At 43.2% G+C, this 21423-nt stretch carries 18 protein-coding genes; 6 read left to right on the top strand and 12 right to left on the bottom strand.

What is annotated here, in order from left to right; translation table 11 throughout:
• Positions 1-26 precede the first annotated feature (26 nt).
• From OW495_RS11340 to OW495_RS11320, 5 genes are all read right to left on the bottom strand, one after another.
• Entirely contained in the window at positions 27-1046 is a 1020-nt protein-coding gene (locus OW495_RS11340; protein WP_289886585.1) for an AraC family transcriptional regulator, read from the bottom strand.
• Between the two features lie 105 nt (positions 1047-1151).
• A complete protein-coding gene (locus OW495_RS11335) occupies positions 1152-2150 on the bottom strand; it encodes a DUF2860 family protein (protein WP_289886582.1) in 999 nt (332 codons plus the stop codon).
• Positions 2151-2243: 93 nt separating this feature from the next.
• On the bottom strand, positions 2244-3815 hold the full coding sequence (locus tag OW495_RS11330) for an amidase family protein (protein ID WP_289886581.1): 1572 nt from the start codon (positions 3813-3815) through the stop codon (positions 2244-2246).
• Positions 3816-4293: 478 nt separating this feature from the next.
• A complete protein-coding gene (locus OW495_RS11325; RefSeq protein WP_289886580.1) occupies positions 4294-4824 on the bottom strand; it encodes a hypothetical protein in 531 nt (176 codons plus the stop codon).
• Positions 4825-4878: 54 nt separating this feature from the next.
• Positions 4879-6762 carry an alkyl sulfatase dimerization domain-containing protein gene (locus tag OW495_RS11320; RefSeq protein ID WP_289886579.1) on the bottom strand — a complete coding sequence of 628 codons (1884 nt, stop codon included), beginning with the start codon at positions 6760-6762 and terminating at the stop codon, positions 4879-4881.
• A 156-nt stretch (positions 6763-6918) separates the two neighbouring features.
• On the opposite strand from OW495_RS11320, the gene OW495_RS11315 reads away from it, so the two are divergent.
• The 4 genes from OW495_RS11315 (at position 6919) to OW495_RS11300 (ending at position 12038) form a co-directional block, all read left to right on the top strand.
• Positions 6919-7845, top strand: a complete 927-nt coding sequence (locus tag OW495_RS11315) for a LysR family transcriptional regulator (RefSeq protein ID WP_198600196.1) — start codon at positions 6919-6921, stop codon at positions 7843-7845.
• 368 nt (positions 7846-8213) lie between these two features.
• The gene (locus tag OW495_RS11310; protein WP_065103901.1) at positions 8214-8666 is read left to right on the top strand and encodes a septal ring lytic transglycosylase RlpA family protein; all 453 of its coding nucleotides are present in this window, start codon (positions 8214-8216) and stop codon (positions 8664-8666) included.
• Positions 8667-9105: 439 nt separating this feature from the next.
• Positions 9106-10176: a manganese-dependent inorganic pyrophosphatase gene (locus tag OW495_RS11305; protein WP_289886578.1), complete on the top strand. Its 1071-nt coding sequence runs from the start codon at positions 9106-9108 to the stop codon at positions 10174-10176.
• Between the two features lie 269 nt (positions 10177-10445).
• Positions 10446-12038, top strand: coding sequence for an Hsp70 family protein (locus tag OW495_RS11300; protein ID WP_289886577.1), 1593 nt, complete (start codon positions 10446-10448; stop codon positions 12036-12038).
• Between the two features lie 370 nt (positions 12039-12408).
• On the opposite strand, the gene OW495_RS11295 is transcribed toward OW495_RS11300, so the two are convergent.
• The 7 genes from OW495_RS11295 to OW495_RS11265 form a co-directional block, all read right to left on the bottom strand.
• On the bottom strand, positions 12409-12915 hold the full coding sequence (locus OW495_RS11295) for a GNAT family N-acetyltransferase (RefSeq protein ID WP_017110002.1): 507 nt from the start codon (positions 12913-12915) through the stop codon (positions 12409-12411).
• A 99-nt stretch (positions 12916-13014) separates the two neighbouring features.
• Positions 13015-13500, bottom strand: a complete 486-nt coding sequence (locus tag OW495_RS11290; RefSeq protein WP_318532808.1) for a TetR/AcrR family transcriptional regulator — start codon at positions 13498-13500, stop codon at positions 13015-13017.
• Positions 13501-13775: 275 nt separating this feature from the next.
• On the bottom strand, positions 13776-15023 hold the full coding sequence (locus OW495_RS11285; protein WP_289886574.1) for an alpha/beta fold hydrolase: 1248 nt from the start codon (positions 15021-15023) through the stop codon (positions 13776-13778).
• 187 nt (positions 15024-15210) lie between these two features.
• Positions 15211-15657 (bottom strand): pentapeptide repeat-containing protein, encoded by a 447-nt coding sequence (locus OW495_RS11280; RefSeq protein WP_289886572.1) that lies wholly within the window; start codon positions 15655-15657, stop codon positions 15211-15213.
• Positions 15658-15705: 48 nt separating this feature from the next.
• Positions 15706-16095, bottom strand: a complete 390-nt coding sequence (locus OW495_RS11275; protein WP_102517626.1) for a metalloregulator ArsR/SmtB family transcription factor — start codon at positions 16093-16095, stop codon at positions 15706-15708.
• An 86-nt stretch (positions 16096-16181) separates the two neighbouring features.
• Entirely contained in the window at positions 16182-17099 is a 918-nt protein-coding gene (locus OW495_RS11270; RefSeq protein ID WP_017109996.1) for a permease, read from the bottom strand.
• A 496-nt stretch (positions 17100-17595) separates the two neighbouring features.
• On the bottom strand, positions 17596-18858 hold the full coding sequence (locus tag OW495_RS11265; protein ID WP_289886567.1) for an amidohydrolase family protein: 1263 nt from the start codon (positions 18856-18858) through the stop codon (positions 17596-17598).
• Positions 18859-19296: 438 nt separating this feature from the next.
• On the opposite strand from OW495_RS11265, the gene OW495_RS11260 reads away from it, so the two are divergent.
• Together OW495_RS11260 and OW495_RS11255 are read left to right on the top strand one after the other, a co-directional pair.
• Positions 19297-20655 (top strand): CAP domain-containing protein, encoded by a 1359-nt coding sequence (locus OW495_RS11260; protein ID WP_289886565.1) that lies wholly within the window; start codon positions 19297-19299, stop codon positions 20653-20655.
• A gap of 202 nt (positions 20656-20857) precedes the next feature.
• The gene (locus OW495_RS11255) at positions 20858-21337 is read left to right on the top strand and encodes a hypothetical protein (RefSeq protein ID WP_017109992.1); all 480 of its coding nucleotides are present in this window, start codon (positions 20858-20860) and stop codon (positions 21335-21337) included.
• Positions 21338-21423 lie beyond the last annotated feature (86 nt).

Below are 21423 nucleotides of genomic sequence, written 5' to 3'. Positions count from 1 at the left end.
CTTCATCAAATTCGCGGAAAGTAACCTTACGATTTTAGTTCGGTAGGGGAGTGCCCAGTCCAATTTTTGAATGCTCGGCTGAACGCGCTCGAATCTGAGAAGCCAAGCTCGTGAGCAACAGAAGTGATATTGCTGTCGCTTTGGGTTAGCAGAGTCAGGCTCAGCTCAAGTCGATACTTATCAAACAAGCGACGGAAACTCACACTTTCTTGTTTAAGTTTACGGTTCAAGGTTCGAGGGCTTATGTGCAGGTTGCTTGCTACGCTATCTAGGTTTGTGTCTTTCACTGCAAGCACTTTGAACGTTTCGTTCACTTTGTAGATTAAGTTGGTTTTTAGCGCCTTTTCCATCTGTTGGTCAGCAATTCGTACTAACTCTGCATGAAAATCAGCTTGGAATTGACGAGGCTTCTTCTGTGCCAGCTCGTTAGAGAAAAGGAGATATCGGGCAGGGTAGCCTTCTTTCATTTCTATATTGAATACGCGCTCGAAGATAGCCAAGAACTCATCGCCGATGGTGTTCTTGTTAATATGAATGGCTACTTTTTGCTTGGGTGCATTGAGGTACTTTCGAATGAGCTTGAGAATAATACTGAAATAGAGCCCCAAGCTAATGTGTGTCATTAGCGTTGACTCATCAATGTATTCGGGTGTCACTGTCCAAAGTTCCAGTTCACCTTTGTCGGTTTCACGACTGAATATCTTCAGCAGTGGGTGTATATGAATTGAATATCGACTCAGTAGTTCACAAAAGCTGGAGAGATTGGGGGCGGTTAGCATGGCCATGACCGGAGCGCCCATTTCAAGCTCATCAAAGTAACGGGCTGACTCATCAAACAAGTCGATCAGTTCATGATCAAAACGTTGGTAGATATTGGTGATACCAGTTTGAAGCTGATGAGCCGAAATCGTTTCGGCGGAGCAAAGTTGTTCATATACCTCTGCCCCTGACCAGATGTCACTGCTGTCTCCAATTCTAGCTTGGATCGCTGAATCTAACGTTTTAAACCAAAATATGGGCAACTGAGTACTAAAACTTTCCACCATAACTTCCTGTTATTGCTGGTTGTTGAAGAGTGTTCTTCTCGTTAATGTGCCCCAAATTATAGGATTTTTTTACTGGTTACAAGCAGTGAAAAGCTCAGTTAGACCTTAGAACTTGTAATCAACGCCTACTGAAACCACATATTGTGATGATTGGTAATATTCAATATTCGAAGTGGTTGTTTTAGCACCTATTAGTGATACTAGAGACCAGTTTTTTGCATCAAAGATATTGGTATATTCATAGGCGATAAATGCACCGAAATCTTTGTCTTCACGCGTCTTATTGAAGATAGGGTTCTCTTTATCATAGTCGCGTTTTGCTGCGTTGATCGTGAAAGCTAGACCATGATTTCCGAATCTTTTCGCTAAGTTCACTTCTGCTCCAACACTTAGGAACGATAACGCATTACCCTCCGAGTTCGATGAGAAAACATTGATTGAAGGCGTGAGAATGCCAGACCCATCTTTTAAGAAGTACTGGTAACCTGACTTTAGATAAAAATACTCTCGCTCTCGCGTCATTAATGCTCGCTCTTCGTCGGTTAAATCAAGCCCCTTTAATCCTGTGTTTTCTTTTTTCACATCGGACTCGCCAAAAGCCATATCGATATTAAAGTTAGTCCCCATCATTTTAGACAGCTGCATTCGAACCACGTTGCCGGTTAGGTCGGTTTCTTCTCTCTTCGAGTCAACGGCATAAGGGTCATCCCACACCTCGCCAGAGATCAGGGTCGGTAAGATGGAAAAGTCGATAACCATCCCGCTCTCCAGTTGCTGCCTATAGCCCACTTCAAATGCCAACGTACCTGTAATGATGTCGTCTCTAGAGGTGCCTAAGAAAATTTGCTTGTGATTCAAAGCGCCAAAGGTGTACTGCATCGAACCTAAAATAGCGACCATTCCATTGGCTTCAGTTGCACCAGACGACATTAAATCGGTTTGAGATTGATGATTACTTTGGCCAACATCTAAGTTGCTTGAGTTTGCGGTGAAGCCGGTTAGGAAGGTCATGTTGCCACTGAAACCTTCGCTTGGTGCCAAAGCTGCGTATGAAGGAGAAGTAAGCATCATAGTTGCCAAAAATAGGGAGATAATATGTTTCATCAATAGACTCGTACTTGAATAGTTTTTTAATCGAACTGATTTCGAAATCGAATAGCTCTTGAAAATAAATAGCTCTTGAAAGTGAATTGCTTCTTAAAGTGCTATTGGGGCTTTTTTATTTGCCCAAGGCTTGGCGCTTTCTAGTTGATAGGCCAATTCAAATAACAGGCGGTCGTTGCCTCTTGCTGCGGAAAAGTGACTGCCGACTGGAAGATTCTGCTTGTTCCAATACAAGGGCACCGACATCGCAGGGTTGCCAGCCACGTTTTCGATTGGCGTGTAAGACATTAATTTCTCTGAGCGTGCCCATATCTCTTTGCCGGAGTGCGCTTTCTGGTCGAAATATTCAATATCCAAAGGAATATGGTTCGAACACGGAGTCAGCCATATATCGATAGTTTTAAAGAAATCTCGGTTGTGAGTCAGTGCGAAATTGTGGCATCGCGCTTTGGAGTCGATATACATATTAGGTTCGGATTTTAAGCGTGCTTGCATCGTGCGAGCCAAATAAACGACGTTGTCACTCACTTTGTCTGGCATTGATTCAAGTGGCGTACCTAGGCGGTCGAACTGTTCAACAAAGCCTGCCATCTTGTTGCCAAATACCCCCATGTAATTGCGCATGAACACGTCGCCATCTTGTATCGGCTGGTCAATTTCTATAACGATATGTCCAAGGTTTTCGAGTAACGAGGCCGTAGCTCGAATAGCAGCGATCGTATCTTCATCGGGAAGTCTGCCGTGGATATCTTTTAGGGTGACACCAATCGTTATCTTTCGGTTGAGAGAAGCATTAACCATTCCTATCGGAGTTCGTGGAAAAGGCGTCTCGAAATCGTTTTTTGTGTGATGCTCCGTGACTGAAACCGCTAAAGCAGCGTCACGAACGGTTCTCGACATAAACGACTGATGGGTAAAATCTTCATTTGTTGAGCCGTCAGTTAGGCCCGAAATCAAAGACTCTCGACTCGGTTTAAAACCAAAGATTCCCGTCGCTGAAGCAGGCATCCGAGATGAACCACCACCATCTGTAGAATGCACTAAGGGTACATAGCCAGCGGCAATTGCGGCTGCCCCGCCGCCAGTAGAAGAATGAACACCTCGGCTTAAATCCCATGGGTTGCGCGTCGCACCATAAAGTGGATTCTGTGTGCATCCCAACGTCATCATCTCAGGGATATTTGTCATGCCTATCGTGTTTAGCCCTGCATTCTGTGCCGCACGAATAAACCAAGAGGTCTTGTTGGGTTTTCTGCCTTGGTTTAGTTTCGATCCCATCGTGCATTCAAGCCCAGCCACATCGACACAGTCTTTTGCTAGAAAGGGGACTCCTGCAAAGGGGGAATGAGGGTTAAACGAGTCTGCGCGCTCCAGTGCTAAATCAAAGCACTCAGAAACCACGGCATTGACCTGATCGTTTGTCTGGCGAATTTTATATATCGCTTCTTGTACGAACTCTTTTGGTGTGGCTTTTTTGCTTCTTATTAGGTTAGCCATCTCTGTCGCATCCAGTGGCGAGTCAACGGTTCGGTAATCTGCTGGTAATGTTTTTGGCGAAGTAGGAGATGCATTTGCTAAAGCAGGTAGAGATATTGCCGCAGCTGAAACTGCGCCTTTTCCCATAACTTTGAAAAAATCTCTGCGCTTTAATTCATTGATAGTCATAGTTTCTATCCCAAGTTAGAAAGTCACTATCCTTGTTTCGAAATCTAGCTTGCTAGATCTATCTTCACTCCGTGTGCTGATTTATGGGACTAGAATAAAGATCGGAGTGTTTGCTTGCAGTGCAAATACCGCCAACATTCATACCATTCACGCCAACTCGTTTGTCGGGTTATGTATAGGCGGGCGTTATCGCTATTTAAACAAAGTCGTTGTGGTTGAATGGCATGGAATGGTTGAGAAATAGGCAACTTTAAGGCGTTGTTAAAGTTGACGTTTAAGGATAAAACTTTTCATGAATATGACGGAAGGATAGCCACGTAGTTAAGCCATTCCCCAAGGCTTGTGAATAGACTTTGATTTGAAACTGGTTAGAACGAACTTTTTACTTTTTAATAGGCCGCTAGCGAACCCTAAAGACTTAGTCGCGTCTATATGAGTCATTTGAAGCCCAAGTTATTAGCGGCATAAATCGCTTGGGCTACAAAGTTTCAACTGACGGGAATGCTTCATTGAGAACATCTCGAATGCGGTCAGCTTGTACGGTGTCATTACCTGTTATTGTGGCTACTTTCATCTTCTCAACTTGGCTCCAAGAAAAACGATTGTTTATTAGGTTATACAATACATCCATTTCTGTGGTGAGCATGGGTAATGGTTGTTCATTGCCATCTTGGTAACTAAATCCATTACTCGATCTAAAGGTTGAAATATGCCCCTCTATTGCTTGCAAATATGCGAGTTCACCCTCATATCCGGTCTCGAATAACTTTTGCTTAAATAGAAACATGACCATTTGCTCACTTTTAGGTTTGTCATCAAGCAGCCCTTCTTTTCTAGCTTGAACAATATTAGCCAACACGACATAAGATTGATCCATATTATTCAGTTGTGCTCCTATGTTTCCATGAAAAGCACAGGCTAGCGCTAAATTGAACGGCAATAGAGCACCCAATAATAAAGATAAGCCGAGTTTAACCATACTCGCTAATTTTCGGATATTTAAGATCATCTGCGAATATCAAATAGCACGCTGAGCGTGCTATTTGCCTTAGTGAATTAAGAATTATCTAACGATTAGTTTAAGGTCAGATATATTACTTGGTGCTTTGAAATAGGCTAAGAAATCAACAAGCTCTGGCATTCCTGCCGTTTCAAATTTCATGCTTCCATCTTCTAGCGCTGAAGCCATTGCCGTTCTGCTATCACCGGTCAAAATGATTTTGTTCATCATTTCACGCGTCAACTTAACGTGAACATCTGCCTTGTGATTTGGCGCTTTGTGATACATCTGAGTGATACCGTTACGTATTTCCAATCCAAACGTTTCTTTTGTATCAGTAAACTCTAAGACCAATGTTTTGTTCACACCGATGGTTTTTTCTGCGACCAAACGCGTTGGGTAAGAAGATAAAATGTTCGCGGTAGGAAGCGCTTGAACGACATCTGGAGAGGTGTAATTTGCTTGCTTAGACCAATCAAATCCTTCATTTTCTAACTCTGCAATCGCAGTCATCGTCCAGTTGCGCCAGTTGATGTTCGTAAGAGTTGAACCCCAATGACGGTAGGCCTGTGCTTTTAGCTTACGAGCTTCCATATCCGAATGATCAATTCGAATCACGTTTGTTAGGATTTCTGCCGCCCAAGTGTATTCACCTTCATCGATCGCTGATTTTGCTGCTTTTAATACGGCTTCACGTCCGCCCATCAATTCAACATAACGCTCCGCTCGCTCTTTATGAGCAATAGGCTCTAGCGCCCAAGGATCCGCTTCAAACCAGCCCAAGTAGCCCACGTAGAGTTGGCGTACTGAGTGCTCTACGGTTCCATAGAATTGGCCTAGCCACGGGTGGTTTTGTAAATGCTCAGGCAACTTAACGACTTCTACTAACTCATCAGGTGTGTATCCTTCGTTAATGTAACGAATCGTCTGGTCATGAGTGTATTGAATCGCATCTCGGTATGCGGTTAAAACGTTATCAACCGCTTCTTTACCTTCTACAGGGCGGCCATGAGCAAGAACCATCACTTCCACATCGAGTTCACGCATCATATCGATACCTTTGAACCATACTGTCGAATCACGGAATTTCGTACCACGAATAGTATGCAAGTTAGGGAAGTTTTCGCCTTGTAAAACTTCTGCTGCATGCAGTATTTTTTGCTCAGGGAGGTAAACAACAATTTCATCATTGGTTTCAGAAGGGATGTAATGCAACTCTACTTTTACACCATCAAGCTCTACTTCCATTTTCTCTGCGAAAGTATCGGTTGGTGTAATAAAGCTAACATCATCGATTTGGAACCTTGGCCCAAGTCCATCATTGATCGTTGTCATAGCTGGGTCTGCGCTGTCAACAATGGAAGCAGCAGAGTAACTGGTACGGATAGAAATCGCGTTACCAACATTAGAAGACCAGTTAGCAACGGCATCCGTTAAACTGTCGTGTGCGTAAATTTTCACTTTGCCAGAAGCTACTTCTTCATCTGTTACCCAGCCACGAACACCAGCCACGTGGTCAATATGGTTATGAGTGTAAACAACACCTACAACCGGTTTATCTGTGTACTTTAGCAATGCTTCTTTCGTCGCTTTACCATGACCTACCGATTCACCGGGATCGACAACAATAATGCCATTATCACCTTCAATGATAACTGGGCTTGTTACACCGAAGCCATAAGCTTTGTAGACATTATGATCAACTTTAATGATCGCCTGATCCATTTTACGTGAGTGGTTGGTCAGCTCAGGAGCAACCTTGTCGTTCGACTCGGTATACGCTAGGTTAATTCCTGTTTTTTCCAAGACTGTTACACGTTTACCTTCACCCCACATAAGACCGGATTCATGCTCAACCAACACTTTACTTGAATCTTCCACAGCATAAACGCCAGAAGTCGTAAAGCAGCCAATAGCAATGCTCAAAGCCAATAGTTTCTTTTTCATAGGTCGCTAATTTCTCGTATTAATCAATAAACAAACTGCATGTGAAATACGCATGCAAGTTAAAGTAACGAGATGAATTGTAGCGAGCAATTGTTGATGTGCTCATTCCTCAGTGATATGTTTAACATTCCTGAAGTTATAGTTGGAGATATGATTGTGATTAAAGAACATCCAAAATTGAAGTTGGAGATTTTACAAGTTTTTCATCATGTCATGATTCAGGGCAGCTTCAGTCGTGCGGCGATGCATCTTGGAATCACTCAGCCTGCCGTTAGCAAAATGATGCAAAAAATGGCGCATCATTTCGATGCGACCTTGTTTGTTCGCTCGAAATCGGGCATCAGCCCAACCAACACCGCTTTTGAATTACACAGGTCGATATCCCCTCATCTTAATAGCCTTGAAAAAACACTTATCTCATATAACGAATTTGATCCTAAAACGTCTAGCCGTCACTTTAAGATAACGTGTCCAGAATCGTTAAGTTCGCATCTGCTCAGTTTCTTTTCAGCACTTGATAATCCAAAGATCAAGGTCTCTATCTATAATCAGCCTTACTCGACAAAAGAACTTGAAAACGCCATTTTTAGTCATACTCAAGATCTGTTTATTGATTACTCCGACCTCAATCATATGGGTAGTATTAACTCCCAAGCATTGTTTCATGATCTGCCAATGGTCATCGTCGGTGAATCGAATCAATCGATACAAGGTTCGATAACACTGGAGCAGTTTCTCGAAGCGCCTTTTATACAGCTTGAAAGAACGCGCGATGGGCAGTCTGGGATTGATTACTTAACATCTGCTCCGTTAAGTAAGCGTAATATTGTTGCTAGCTCTGTTTCCTTATTTGAAACCTTGATTCAAGTTTCAAGCTCCAACCTCATCACTACAGCACCGGCCAGTTTTGCAAAGAAATACGCCGAAAAATTGTCTTTGAAGTTATATCCATTGCCTTTTTCTTGTGAGCCTGTAACCACTCATATGTTGTGGCATAAGAAGTTTGACAAGGACAAAGGGTTAATGTGGCTGCGTGAGCAGATTATTGAGAGCTGCGCGATAATAGATAAAGAAGACAAATGACCGGGTAACAGCCTGTTCCTTTCCAAACTTCTTCCAAAGATCTTAGGAAAGTCCGCATTAACAGGTTAGGCGAACTTGTTATCCTAAATACGTCACTCTTTATACGCATTCGGCCTAAATGAGTCTTGGCTTCGAGCGTTCTTTGGTAAGTCGTTAATCTGCATAGGATTGTTGTAAGATTAACTGTCGAGATTAATCTTAAGGCGTTGTTAAAGTTGACGTTTTAAGGATAAAACCTTTCATGGATATGACGGAAGAAAGCGTTGTTTATGGAAATATTGCGGGCTCATACCGAATGGTAGCCTTGATTGAGCTTTGACTATACTCAGCGCAATATTGCTAACCAACAACAACGAAAATAGAGAAACATGCAGAGATTAGCGTTCCCAAATCACATGAAAAAACTACATATCATCTTTACCGCTCTTATTCTTATGATATTAGCCGGATGCACCTCAACGTCGGCTGTCGGCAGTTCTAAAACAAAGGACTATGCCAAGTCACATGCTCTTGCTGGTAAAGCTTCTTGGTATGGCGATAAATTCCATGGAAAACTCACAGCAAGTGGTGAGACATACAACATGAATGCTTATACGGCAGCGCATAAAACTTTAGCCTTTGGCACTATAGTGAGAGTGACTAACACTGCCAATAATAAGTCTGTCGAAGTTAAAATTAACGATCGAGGCCCTTACGTAAAAGGTCGAGTGATTGACCTCTCGCACAAGGCATTTGCAAAAATCGGCAACGTTAAGCAAGGCACTGTGCCTGTCAAAATCGAGATTGTTGATGACAGTAATACCTTTAGGTATAAGCACTAGAATCCCCTCCTAGCCTCCCCTTGGTTTACATCTCCGACCCCTTACTTGCAATAGAAAGGGGAGGAACTGACCGTCGACCTCGATGAATGTACAGTACATTTATGCTTACTTGATTAGGCTGCGTTTGCAGCCTTTTTTGATCCTTTCTAGCATCATTTTTAGTTAGATTATCTAATTCTTAGAATTTGAATTGGGTCTTTTATATATCGTTGATTCAGTGGTTTACATGTCAGTCACCAAGCTTCATTAAAATTCATTGTGAAATAATGAAAAGATGACCTAATCCAAAGTGAGTTGTAATTTGATTGGCAAGGGAAAGGAAAGAGAAATTACATTTCGTTACTTACTGAAGTAAATCTGAAACATCGCTGACACGGTTTTGAAATTTTTGATGGCTAGTTTATGGGGTTCTAAAACGAATCCAAATAAGGAAATACCCGTGAAGCTAACACCTGTCGTTGCTGCCGTAATCATGTCTTTCAGTTCAGCAAGTTTTGCTTTCAGCCTGCAACAATCTGCTAATGAAAACAGTGAAGATCTCGTATGGACAGGGCACCTTAGCCCAGACAGCGACACGGTAATGTCTGCGATGCTCGCGGCTCATATCTATGGTGGTACGGCGACAGTGCCTGAGCCTATCAACCCTGAATCGACGTTTATCTTGAACTACTGTAATGCGGAATCACCACGTGTAGAGACAGATTACTCTTCATACCGAGTAGGGCTGGTGGACTTCAACCAAGTGACTCAATTAGCGCCAACCATCGATCAGTCATCTATTGTGGCTGTGGTCGATCATCACGCGATTGGTGGCTCTCCAATTAACACACCACAGATTGTCGAGATGGATATTCGAGGTTGGGGTTCAGCTGCAACTATTCTGGCTGATAACGCTGAAAAGCTCCATGTGACCTTACCTAAACACCTTGCTTGTGTGGGTTTGGGTGCGATTCTTTCTGACACCGTGGTATTCCAATCAGCAACTACAACAGATCATGATCGTGAATACGCAGAGAAGTTGGCGAAGGTTGCAGGCATTTCAGATATCGAAGACTTCGGCCAACAAATGCTGATTGCTAAATCAGACCTTAGCCACCTTTCATCTGAAACCATTCTGACGCTGGATTACAAAAACTTTAAATACGGTGGCAAACAGGTGGGTATTGGCGTTGCTGAAACACTAACTGCTCAACAACTGATTGACCGCAAAGACGAGCTTTTGGCTGCGATGAAGTCTTATAAGGCGGAGAATGACTTAGACCATCTGTTCTTTTCCATCACAGACACCAAGAACAAAGAAGCGAACCTATTGTGGGTGGATGAAAGCGACTACCAAGTTATCAAATCGGCTTTTAACGCTGAACCAACAAGCGACATGCTGACTTTGGAAGGCGTCACTTCTCGTAAGCGTCAGATTGGCCCTGCAGTGCAAAAGGCAATTGAGAGCTTGTACGTAGAAAGAGAGTTTGGGAGAGGGATTGGTAGAGATACCAATCCCTTTTTGTTATGAGTGTGCTGAATTGGATTTGGACATAAATAATTTTCGGGAATTCGAACATTCACGGTGCATCTGCTGTCAAGAATACAGCAAAGTTGCTTAATTCAGTGTCCAGTATTGATAGTACAAAGCCAAAGACATTTTGGTACCAATGTCTTCTATCTATAAACAGGTCCATTTAACTAATAGATATATCATTACAAATTGACACATTTTGAACTTTATTTCTTTGCTCGAATCTATACTATTCTCCTTTCACTTTTGAAGATAAGAGTAGCGCATTGACTGACTTTATTGGAATTGATTTTGGCACGAGCAATTGTGTCGTCGCCGGCTTTGATCGCCAGAACAAAACCTGTCTAGTTCCGCTTGAGGGTGACTCACCCCAAATGCGCACTACAATGTTCATTAAAGATGAAGAAGATCTCCATGAGCACATTACCGATGCCGATATAGAGCTCGCCCGAAAGGCCATCATACTTAATATCAGTCAAGATAAACGACGCGTTCAACAAGAAATCAATGATATTCAGATTAACCTAAAGAAGCATAAACTCGCTAATTCCAAATATGGGGAAGTTCTATCCCAAGAGCATCAGAACAGTTATCAGTTATTACGAGATTCACTCAATCGAAATAAGGCGAGCTACAAGCGCCTAGATGACATGGGCAACAATGAATCCTTACTGGATGCTCGAGCTCGCCGTTTTGCGCTTTCAACAAAATCTCATAAAGAGCGCACCATCAAAGAATTAATTTCTAATGGTGAAATACTATTTGGACAAAACGCCTTTAGAAGCTACCTTGCCGATCCTGAGAGCGGCTCTCTATTCAACAGTCCGAAGAATTTTCTCGGTGTACGACTTTCCGAGCAGAAACGGAATACGTTTACTTTGGTGGTTACTCAGTTCATGAGATACATCAAGCAAAGAGCAGACTCCTATCTACAAAACGATATCAAGAAGGTCGTGCTAGCTAAACCTGTCAACTACCATAACGGTGGTAACCCAACTGGCAATGAGCAAGCGATTCATATCATGAGGCAAGCGGCTATCCTTGCAGGGTTTGATGAAGTTGAGTTCATCGACGAGCCAGTTGCTGCCGCCTTAAGCTTTGAACAAACCCTTTCAACACAAAAACGTGCACTAATTGTTGATATTGGTGGCGGTACCACTGACCTGACCTACGCCAACCTCGGGTCCTCACTATCTGGGGTGTTAGATCGTAGTTCAGATATCTTATCTACCGCAGGTGGAAGGTTTGGGGGGATGGCACTTGATCGTCAAATTGGCGTGCACATTATTGCGCCATATTTTGGAAAACCTACCAAAACGAATGCCGAAATCCCTATCCCCAACACTACGTTCTCAGGATTATTTGCCATCGACGATTTACCAACAATGTCGGAATTCTACTCTAAACAAAATACAGCTAACCTGAAGGCACTTTCCAAGCGAGTGAAAAATCCACACTATTTCGCACGAACGCTATACGTACAGCGCTTTCGTTTATCACATCGCATCATGAACAGCATCGACATGACAAAACAAGCATTGAGCGAGAAACAATCAGTAACGATGCCTCTTAACTACATTGAGAAAGGCTTAGCTATTCCATTATCGAACAATGAGATTCAAAGGGCTTTTACGAATTGGCACGGTCAACTAAGAAAAGAACTGGATGGAGTTGTAAAAAACAAAGAGGTACCAGAGTTGATATTTTTAACTGGCGGGATGTCTTTATCACCTTTGGTTCAAAAAGCGATTGCCTCGCGGTTCCCTAACACTCCTCAGATTCAGTCAGATGCATTTGGGGCAGTGGCAAAAGGAGCTCTTGTATACGCAGAGCTTCACTTTGGTAATGCTACCAACTAAAGTTTTTCTTCGATCATTCCCCGAGGCAGTGAGCAGAGAATCGAATTGAAAGAGCAGGCGAAATTTTCCACGTAAGAAGCGCCTCAATGAGAGGTGCTTTTTTATGCATGCACATTACATATCTCCCAACAACAAGTTCGAACAGTATCAGTTATGATTGTGCTCAGTTCTAAAGTTCATTTGTTAGAAAATCTAAGCCAAATCGGAGTCAAGCTAGTAGGGGAGAAAATATGTGCTAGCTTGAAAGGGGGCAATTTTTAATTAGCCTTAACCAAATCTCCTTCTACCTCCCCTTATCGAAAAAAGCATTTAGCTTCACCCAAACAAAAATGGAACGCCTGAGCGTTCCATTTTTCGTATCTGATTTACCTTAAACTTGCTCGCTTGGGTGTCCCCACATTAGCTCGCTTGCGTAAGGGCCAGTAACGCTTGATGTTGATTCACCCACGCCGTCTAGTGCGCCAGGGGTCAGTGCTTTAGCGAACCAGCACTCTAAAGGTGCAAGTGTTCTTACTGGTGGAAGCACGTTATGTGGCGTGTTGTAACGGTTGCCGTAGTGGAACGGTTCGCCCATCACGAAGATAACGTCAGCGTCGAGTTGTTTCTCGGCTTCTTCCATCAATCGAGTCGCGTAGCCTTTGCCTTGGTATTCTGGCAATACAGCTAAAGGTGCAAGCACATAACACTTCAGGTGTGGTGCTGCGTCTATTGTGATTGGGGTATAGCATGCGTGTGCTACGCCTTCATGCACGATAGAAAAGCTGCCGTCAGCAATAAGATCGTCAGCAAATTCTGCGTACAGTTTTGCATGGCGTTCGTCGTAAAGCCCGCCTGCAGCGGCGAAAGCTTGGTATTGAATTTCATAAGGGGTTTTCATTTGAAAAATTCCTAACTTAAATTATTGGTTGTTAGCGTTTTCAGATATCAAATTGCTTTAGATAGCCAACAACGTTTTATTGAGCTTTAAGCGAGGTACTTATAAATCCAGCAGCAGTAAGTACTTAGCTATGAAGCGTTCTTTAATTTGTTCTAACGGGTAATCACCATCCGAGAACAAGTAATTGAGTGCGATACCATCGATATCGGCGATTAACATGTGGCTATCGACAATGCTGTTGGCATTGGGAACGTCACACAGAATGACTTCGAAAGAGTGCACCATCAGTTGGTAGCGTTCGTCTAACAAATCTTTCAATATCAGCCTTGTTGAGGGCTGGCATTTCAATTGGTAATCAAGTTGATAAAACCGTTTTTGTTGCGGGTCGGACATCGACAAGAAGATGTGCTCGATAAGGTTAATAAACCTCTCTTTAACCGACATACCTTCACTAGATTGGTCAACACTTTCACCAACTTCGCTAATGATTTCAGCCATGCGAACAAACACTTGTCTTAGTAGGTCATCTTTATTTTTGAAATGATGAAAAACTAAACCCTTCGATACTTTCGCCGTTTCACACACTTGTGCGATAGACGTTTTTTCAAAGCCTTGTGTCGCGAATAATTCAATCGCGGCTTGGATTGCTTGCTGCTTCTTGTCCATGGATATCACTCAATTATGTTACCGACCGACTATCCGGTCTGTAATTTATTTGAGGATGATATACGAGATGAATTTGGATCGCAAGATCTTTAAGGATCCTCGAATTAGATCGAGGAAAGTGTCGGTTTTATTGGCAACAGTGAATTAAAGATGGGGGTCGTCTTTAATCTCGGAATTTGGCAATGCTCTGATGATTACTTCTGTTCTGATCTCAACCAAAACTTAGAAAGATCTTCAAACAGGTCGTCGTTATCTAAAATGCTTAAATGGTTTTCGTCGTAACCAAGAATTTGCTCGGCATTCAATTGAGCTGGGCGCGACAACTGGCTTGATAGGCTAATCACGCCATCGTTACTGTTGGTGTTAAACAGCTCGCCCGAGTTGTAACCAAACGCCAAGAAGTGTGGGGTGTGGGTTGGCTTGTTATCCGCAAATAAATCGGCGATGAATTTGCCGTCTGGATTTAAATCGACCCAAGCTGGCATTACGACGGGGGAATATTCTATTCCTTGTTTGGCTGATGCTACGCCACCAAATGGGGAAGAGATGGTAGTGATGCTGCTAACAAAATCACATAGCTGGCCAATGCGACACTGACGAATACTGTTTGTGACGATCAAGCCACCCATACTATGGGCTACCACGTGCATTTTTTGAATCTTGTATTCAGTCACTATAGTATGCAAAAGGTTATTCAAGCCTTTTGAATTCAAAGAGAGTGATAAGCCCGAAGGGTAGTTAAATACCCAGATTTGATATTTGGACTGATCGATCTTTTCAATGAGAGGAGCGAAATCTAAAGCGGTCGCATTGATGCCATGCACAAATAGGATAGGGGTTTTGTTTGGGTCGTATTCAGAAAGAAAATAGAGTCCGGCATTATTTTCGAGCAAAAATGTCAGCGGCTGCCACATGCCGAGATTCGCGTTCTCTTTTTCAAAAGGTTGGTCCGTCAAACTCACAACGGTGCCTATTTCAACGAGGTCTAATTCTATTTTTAAGAGGGAAGACAACGAGCGATCAACAAAGGCGCTTGGCAGTGTATTTTCATTAACGGTTAGCGAAACGTCGATTGTCGATTTGTCTTGGTGGTCGTGAAGGTTGATCACACTGAGTGGTTCGTCAGCTTGTAGGGTTAAGTCTTGGTTTCTATCTTCAAAGATAAGTAGGTAGTGGATATCGTTTGATAGCTGTAACTGAATACTGTCGTTGTCTATTATGCCGTCGTAGCCATCAACTTCGCTTTTGTTGATGTCTTTAATTTGTTCAATAACCACGGCTGAGTCTGAGGCTGGTTGACTCAAGGTGATGGTGTATTGGTCGGTAATTGAGTCGATTGCGTCCATCTCATGAGAGAGATTTCTAAAGTTTCCGCATCCTGATAGCACAGAGCTAAGTAACAGCACTGAACTGGCTAACGGCGCAGTAAATAATCGTCTCATCTCAATTTCATCCCCATATCGACAAGCTTCATCCTTGAATTCACACCCTGTGTTTAATATTAGCAATAAAACAAAGAGTTATCTTATCCATTCTGGTTGATCACATTCTGTCTTGAGTGTGAGTGTGAGTGTGAGTGTGAGTATGAGTTTGTTGGGGATGTTGGAAGGGTAATTGCGACTATCTTGGTTACTTAGATGACAAACACTGTTGGTTAGGGTTACGCAATTCAATAATGGTGTTGCGGATGTCGATTCGTTTGAACGCTTCGTCATTAACTTGAGCATTGCTGAAGTCAGTGCGAAACAAGTCGGCACGCAGTAAATCGACGTTGTGCATTTGTGTGTTGCTCATGTCGGCGTTGCGTAAATCGGCACCTTGGAAAATCGCGTTATTCAGAGTCGCGTGGCTGAAATTGGCGTAGGTGATATCCGCTTCACTCATGTTACTGCCCGACAAATCCGTACCACTAAAATTGGTGCGAATTAGGTTGGCACAACGCAGGTCGACGTTTTGAAGCGCTAGATTACTTAGGTCGGCATTACGCAATTGTGCTCGTTCGCCACCTTGGTTTTCTAGCCATAACTTGTGTTGTTCAAGAATAGAATCAAGCTCTTGTTGAGTGTATTTGTTCATACTTCACGCCACCCCTTCAGTTGTTCGATATCGCTTATTGATCTGGTATTACTTAATTTTGTTGTGCCACACTTCGCTGTCTGGGCCAACGACACATTCGCCATCTACTCTCATTGATAAACGAATCAGGCAACGTTTCACTACTTCTTTGAAGTCGTCTTCCGGTAAGTGTCTGACGGAATCAACCAAGGCTTTGCAGTGAGGGGCGTTTTGTTCTTTTAATGTGTAGAACACCCATTTACCTTTCTTTTCGTGGTTGAGCAGGCCTGCTTTGTAGAGCATTTTTAGGTTACGCGAGACGTTGTATTGAGTCTCACCAATGATGTCCATGGCTTCAGCCACCGCCATGCATTCGTCCACATGCAGAAACAGCCAGAATAATCGTAAGCGATTGGGTTCCGACAAGGCTTTTAATGCATCAATATATTTTTCATCCACGTGGTGGTTACCTTTTCAACGAATAGCGCCACTCAATACGAGCAGCGCGAAGTTTCTATTTTGTCGTTTTTACAAAGTGTAAGCCTCTACACAACGTATTGGAAGATGGCGCCACCAACGACGGCGGTGGTTAGAACGATTCCAACAAACGCGATTACGGCTTTTCTTTTTAGAACTGCTGATACTAGCGCGATTTCAGGCAAACTTGCACCAGTACCACCGATAATTAATGCAAGTGCTGCGCCTAAGCCCATTCCCTTAGCAATTAATACGTTAAGTAGCGGTATTGCCATTTCGATACGTAGGTAAAGTGGAATACCAATCAATGAAGCCACCACTATCGATTGGAAGCTATCGCCACCGACATACTTCTCAACCAGATCCGCAGGCAGGTAAACCGCAGAGAATCCGCTGATCGCCGCACCCAACAATACGTATGGGATGATTCGTTTGAACAGAGACCAAGCGCCGCCCATGGCATTACGCATTCTTGATGCAGAAGAGGGTGCTCCACCACAGGTTGAAGCGTTGCTGCTGCATCCTTTCCCTTTGTTGTCTTCCAGTTCGTCGGCACGTTTGATTTCATTTTTCCAAGGCGACTTGGAGATCAAGTAGCCACCCAGTACCGCTGCGGTAAAGGTTACTAAGAAGTACACAACGGTGATCTTCAATCCGAACGCGGCATACACCATCGCCAACACAATGAAGTTACACAGTGGCGCCGAGATGATGAAGCTCATCACCGTACCCAGTGATGCGCCCATTGATGCCATTGCCATGGTGACAGGCACGACCGCCGCACTACAAAATGGCGTCAACATGCCAAACAGCGCGCCCAATAGGGTTCCCCATTTGTCGTGTTTAGTTAGCGTTGCTTGGAGTTTTTCTTGGGGGATGTATTCACGCATGATGCCGGTTAGTAGTGACACGATGGCGATGATAAGGACTAAGCCTTTCGCTACATAAAAGAACTCGTTAAACGCAATTAATAATTTAGTATCCAAAATTGGAATCTCTAGCAAGTGAAAGAAGCTGGATAATATGATCACATGCATATTTGTGCAAGTGTGCATTTGTCTATTGGAAAGGAATTAGGTACTAAAATCGCGGTTCTGTCGTAGGCTCGTCTCTCGAATAGATAGGGTTTACAGATAGATAATTTATATAAATCATATGATTAGATTTTATATGCGATAGGAAAAGGCACTGGTTTAAGTGTTGACGCGTGGGCGTGATTTTTTTCGCTGAAGTGGAGATCTTATGGGAAAGTTTTGCTTTTTGGGTGTATTGGATAATGGCCGAACTGTGGATTAGGTTAGTTTGGGGCGGACTAGATTAGGACTTAATTCGGGTATTAGGCTCCAACAAAAGGGTATCGGAGCTATTCAATTCTGTGAATGCAGGTGTAAATAGAGGATAGAGAACAGACATGAATTTGTGAAAGGAGAGTGCCGTAAAAAAGGTGCCATGATGAATTCATCACAGCACCAGCCATATTAATTACAGGTTATTCTTATACACCTTGCCGTCTTTCATGATCAGCTTTTGAGTCTCGGTGTTGGCTACACACGCCACACCTTCGAGTGGGTTACCATCGATGATTAATAGGTCGGCATACGCGCCTTCAACAATCTGACCTAATTTGCCTTCTTGGTAAGGGTGTTGGTAAGTCGACATATCGAACAGGCGTCCACAGTTTGAGGTCGCCATACGCAGCGCTGTGATGGTATCGAACACTTGTTCAATCGCTCCGAATTCGTTCAACTGAGTGGCATGCACGTTGGTTTCACCGACACAGTCGGTACCAAAGGCAATGTTTTGGATATCGTGTTTTTTGATAAGCTCCGCCGATTTAAACATGGCTTTACCTACACGCTCTGTCTTGCGATACGTTTCTTCATTCGGCAATGGAATTTTACGCTCGGCAATCAATGAAGCGGTAAAGTAAGAAGGAATCACCCAAATACCTTTTTCTTTGATTATCTCTGCAATGTCGTCATCCATAATCGTCGCGTGCTCAAATGACATCACGCCCGCTTCAGCCGCTCGACGCATCGCATCAGAAGTGTGGATATGCGCAGCCACATAGGTTCCGTAATCTGAAGCGGCTTGAACAGCAGCTTCCATTTCATCGGAAGTAAATTGCAATGTGTCTAATGGGTCGAAGGTAGATGATGCACCGCCACCGGCCATGATCTTGATTTGTGATGCGCCCATAAACAGTTGTTCACGCACCGCTTTCAATACTTCTGAGCGACCATCGGCGACTCTCATCGCACCTAGCTTCATCATTGGTGAATCTTCGTGGCCATTGGCCAAACGTTCTTGCGCTTGGTTTTGGCGGTAATCTGAGTGACCACTGGTTTGCGAAATTGCGGCCATTGAAGGCAGGATTCTTGGGCCTGTTGCGTAGCCATTATCGATGCTCTTTTTAAGACCAAGCGTGTTACCCGCCACATCACGAATGGTAGTAAAGCCGCGCATTAACATCTCTTCTGAAATTTTCGCAGAGCGAATCGCCACTTCTTCACGAGTCATGGTATCAATCACATTGAATGATGCTGAGAGGGTAATATGAACGTGCGCATCAATTAGGCCGGGCATTACCGTGCCGCCTTTCGCATCAATGATTTCATCAGCGACCGCTGGATCTATCTGACCAATCTTAGTCACCAAGTTATCTTCAATAAGGATGGAGACGTTTTCGATAAGTTTGTCATCGACACCGTTAAACACGTTGGCATTAATAATTAGCTTGTTCATATTCGACACCTCTTTGGTATGAGTCATTTTGTTGATGAGGGAATCATAGGGTTTGCGAGAGGCGAAAAATGGCCATTTGATGACACGTAATGACGAGGCTTATTTTTTGTGTCTTTCTCTGTTTTAAGTGCGGCTTTGATTTGAACGCTGCTTTGTTTTGAACGCTAAGGGGGATTCTAATCGTCGCTGCCTTAAATCGTCGTTACCGTGCGTTGAGAGCCAATTTACCGAACCGTAATCGGCTCAGAAACAGCACGGCATAAGCCAAGATGTTGAAGTAGCTCATTGATTAATAAGACATACTTAGCGTTGACAATACCCCGAAAATTGTCAACTCGATGTCAGTATTTAGGGGCTCTGACATTGGCCTGAAATTTAAGTTTGTTCAATGAGGCAACATCCTGATACCAAGAAAAGCATATGGTTAAGGATTCAATCATGAAAAAACAAAATATCTCGGCAGTGGCGCTTCTCGCATTGATTATTGCTGGTTGTGGCGGAGAAAGTTCATCAGGAGGTGACAGCACAACGTCAAACAACATTAATGCTCCAAGTAATCCAAGTAATCCAAGTAATTCAGGTAACCCCGACTCTCCGTCAACAGTCGTGTCTCAGCAGCCAGATATTAAGGCGCTCAGTAACACTATGATTTTTGCTATCGAAGGCTTTGTTGAAAAAACGGATCCAATCAGGAATTTCTCATCTATTGCCGTTCAAAATGAGCTGCCTGCATTCAAGGGAGGAGATACTCAGAAGGTTGATGTGACTATCTCTGTACCAACAATCATTATCGATAATGGCAGTAACTTCGTTAACGATTGGCATTGTTACGAAACCACAGGGTTAAGCGCACAAAGGAAGAATTACCAACTGCTCGTAGACGGTACAATTTCTGAATATCGATACGATATGCAAAGTAACTCTTGTTCTAGTGAGCACTTGGGATCGTATGTGTTTAACAATGCGGTGTTGGACAGCTCTTTGGAATTTAAAACCGTTGGCAGTGTCGTTTTTAAAGATGGGAGCGGAGTAGAGTCTAATTTGCCTACTTATGATTTTATCGCTCAGGCTTATGGACAGCAGTCAAAAGAGCGGTTTGGTGATTCTTGGGAGTTGTTACAGCGCGACAAAATTAACGCAGCAGCAAAAGAAGTTGGGGCTTCGATCTTTGAGTTGAACGCGTCATCTGGGAAGATCGATTTGGATCTCGACCTGCTTAATAGCGACACTCTTATCGATTTCTCATCACTAGATACAAATCAATTATTGAATGGTGCGATTTGGGGGATGCCAGGCCAAGGCGTTGCCGATGAAAGATGGTGTCGAATTGTTAATATTCCAGACGATCTAAGCCAGAGCAGTATTAAGTACCAATCTGTCATCTCAACAAATTGTGCGAGGTCGACACAACGTTATTGTGATGCTTTTGGTTCATCGTTTTCGAGTGGTAATTATTTACCGGTAGCACCTATCGCTTGGGACAGTAACACGGCGAGTAATGCTCAATTGAACTCAGATGAACAACACCGAAGAGATGCTCAAGGTCACTTTGTTGTGAACAGTTCTGGCCAGAATGCGTTTGTTCTCTCATCGAACTCGGCTGTAATTCCTATCTTTGGTTACACCAGTCCGCGAAGCGATGGGAAGGGTAATAATGCTGGTCTTAATAGTTGGGCTGGTCACGAAGGTCACTGCCAAAACGTGATGAACAGTCGACACACAAAGATGGGTATTGGATACAAAACCAGTAAGTCAGACTCATCGAAAATGTCTTATTGGACGCAAGATTTCAACTAACTCGCTGATAGCGTAAATAGGGGTAATCCGTTTAGTGCCGCCTTTGTCTGTTTGTTCGACAGCGGCACTTAACTCGATCGTGGCACATTATTTATGATGTGACTGATTTTGAGTGGTGTCATCAAATGGTAAGTTTTGCTCTGATTCGAACGTTAAGATGTATTTCAAATCAAGGCGACTTATCAAATTAGAGAGAGACAGAATGACTAAATCAGACAAAGTTTACGGTTTCAACACTCCACAACGTCTATTCGTCGGTTACACGTTAGCCGTGCTGGTGGACTTAGTGGTACTTAACTTCTTTGATGAGTACTGGGATTTCGTAAATATTGAGTCTTTTACTATCTCTCTGATTGCCGCAGTTCTACTGCAATTACTGTTGAAACTGTCTATTGGTTTGGAACATAAAATTGCTGAGCACTTTAAGAGCAAACCGGGTACAGCACCTAAAGTCTACCGAGCAATCACGACTTACATCATCTTGGTGGGTTCAAAATTCGTAATGCTAGAAGCGATTAACCTATTGTTCGGCGAGAAGGTGAGCTTTACTGGCCCTTGGAATGGCGTAGTTGCGTTCTTCGCGGTGGTATTTACGATTCTGATTGCTGAAGTGATTGTATCTAAGGTTTACTTTGCGCTTGATGACAAACAAGATTCAAACTTGAACGAAAAGACAGCTTAAACATCAGTAGAGTAAAAAATAGGGGAGTTCGGAATGAGCTCTCCAATAAGAAGGGTTGGCATGTTTGTCAGCTCTTTTTTGTTTTA

Origin of the sequence: Vibrio sp. 14N.309.X.WAT.E.F5 (assembly GCF_030397615.1) — a bacterium.
Lineage (GTDB): Bacteria > Pseudomonadota > Gammaproteobacteria > Enterobacterales > Vibrionaceae > Vibrio > Vibrio lentus.
This window is presented reverse-complemented; position numbering and strand designations above follow the sequence as displayed.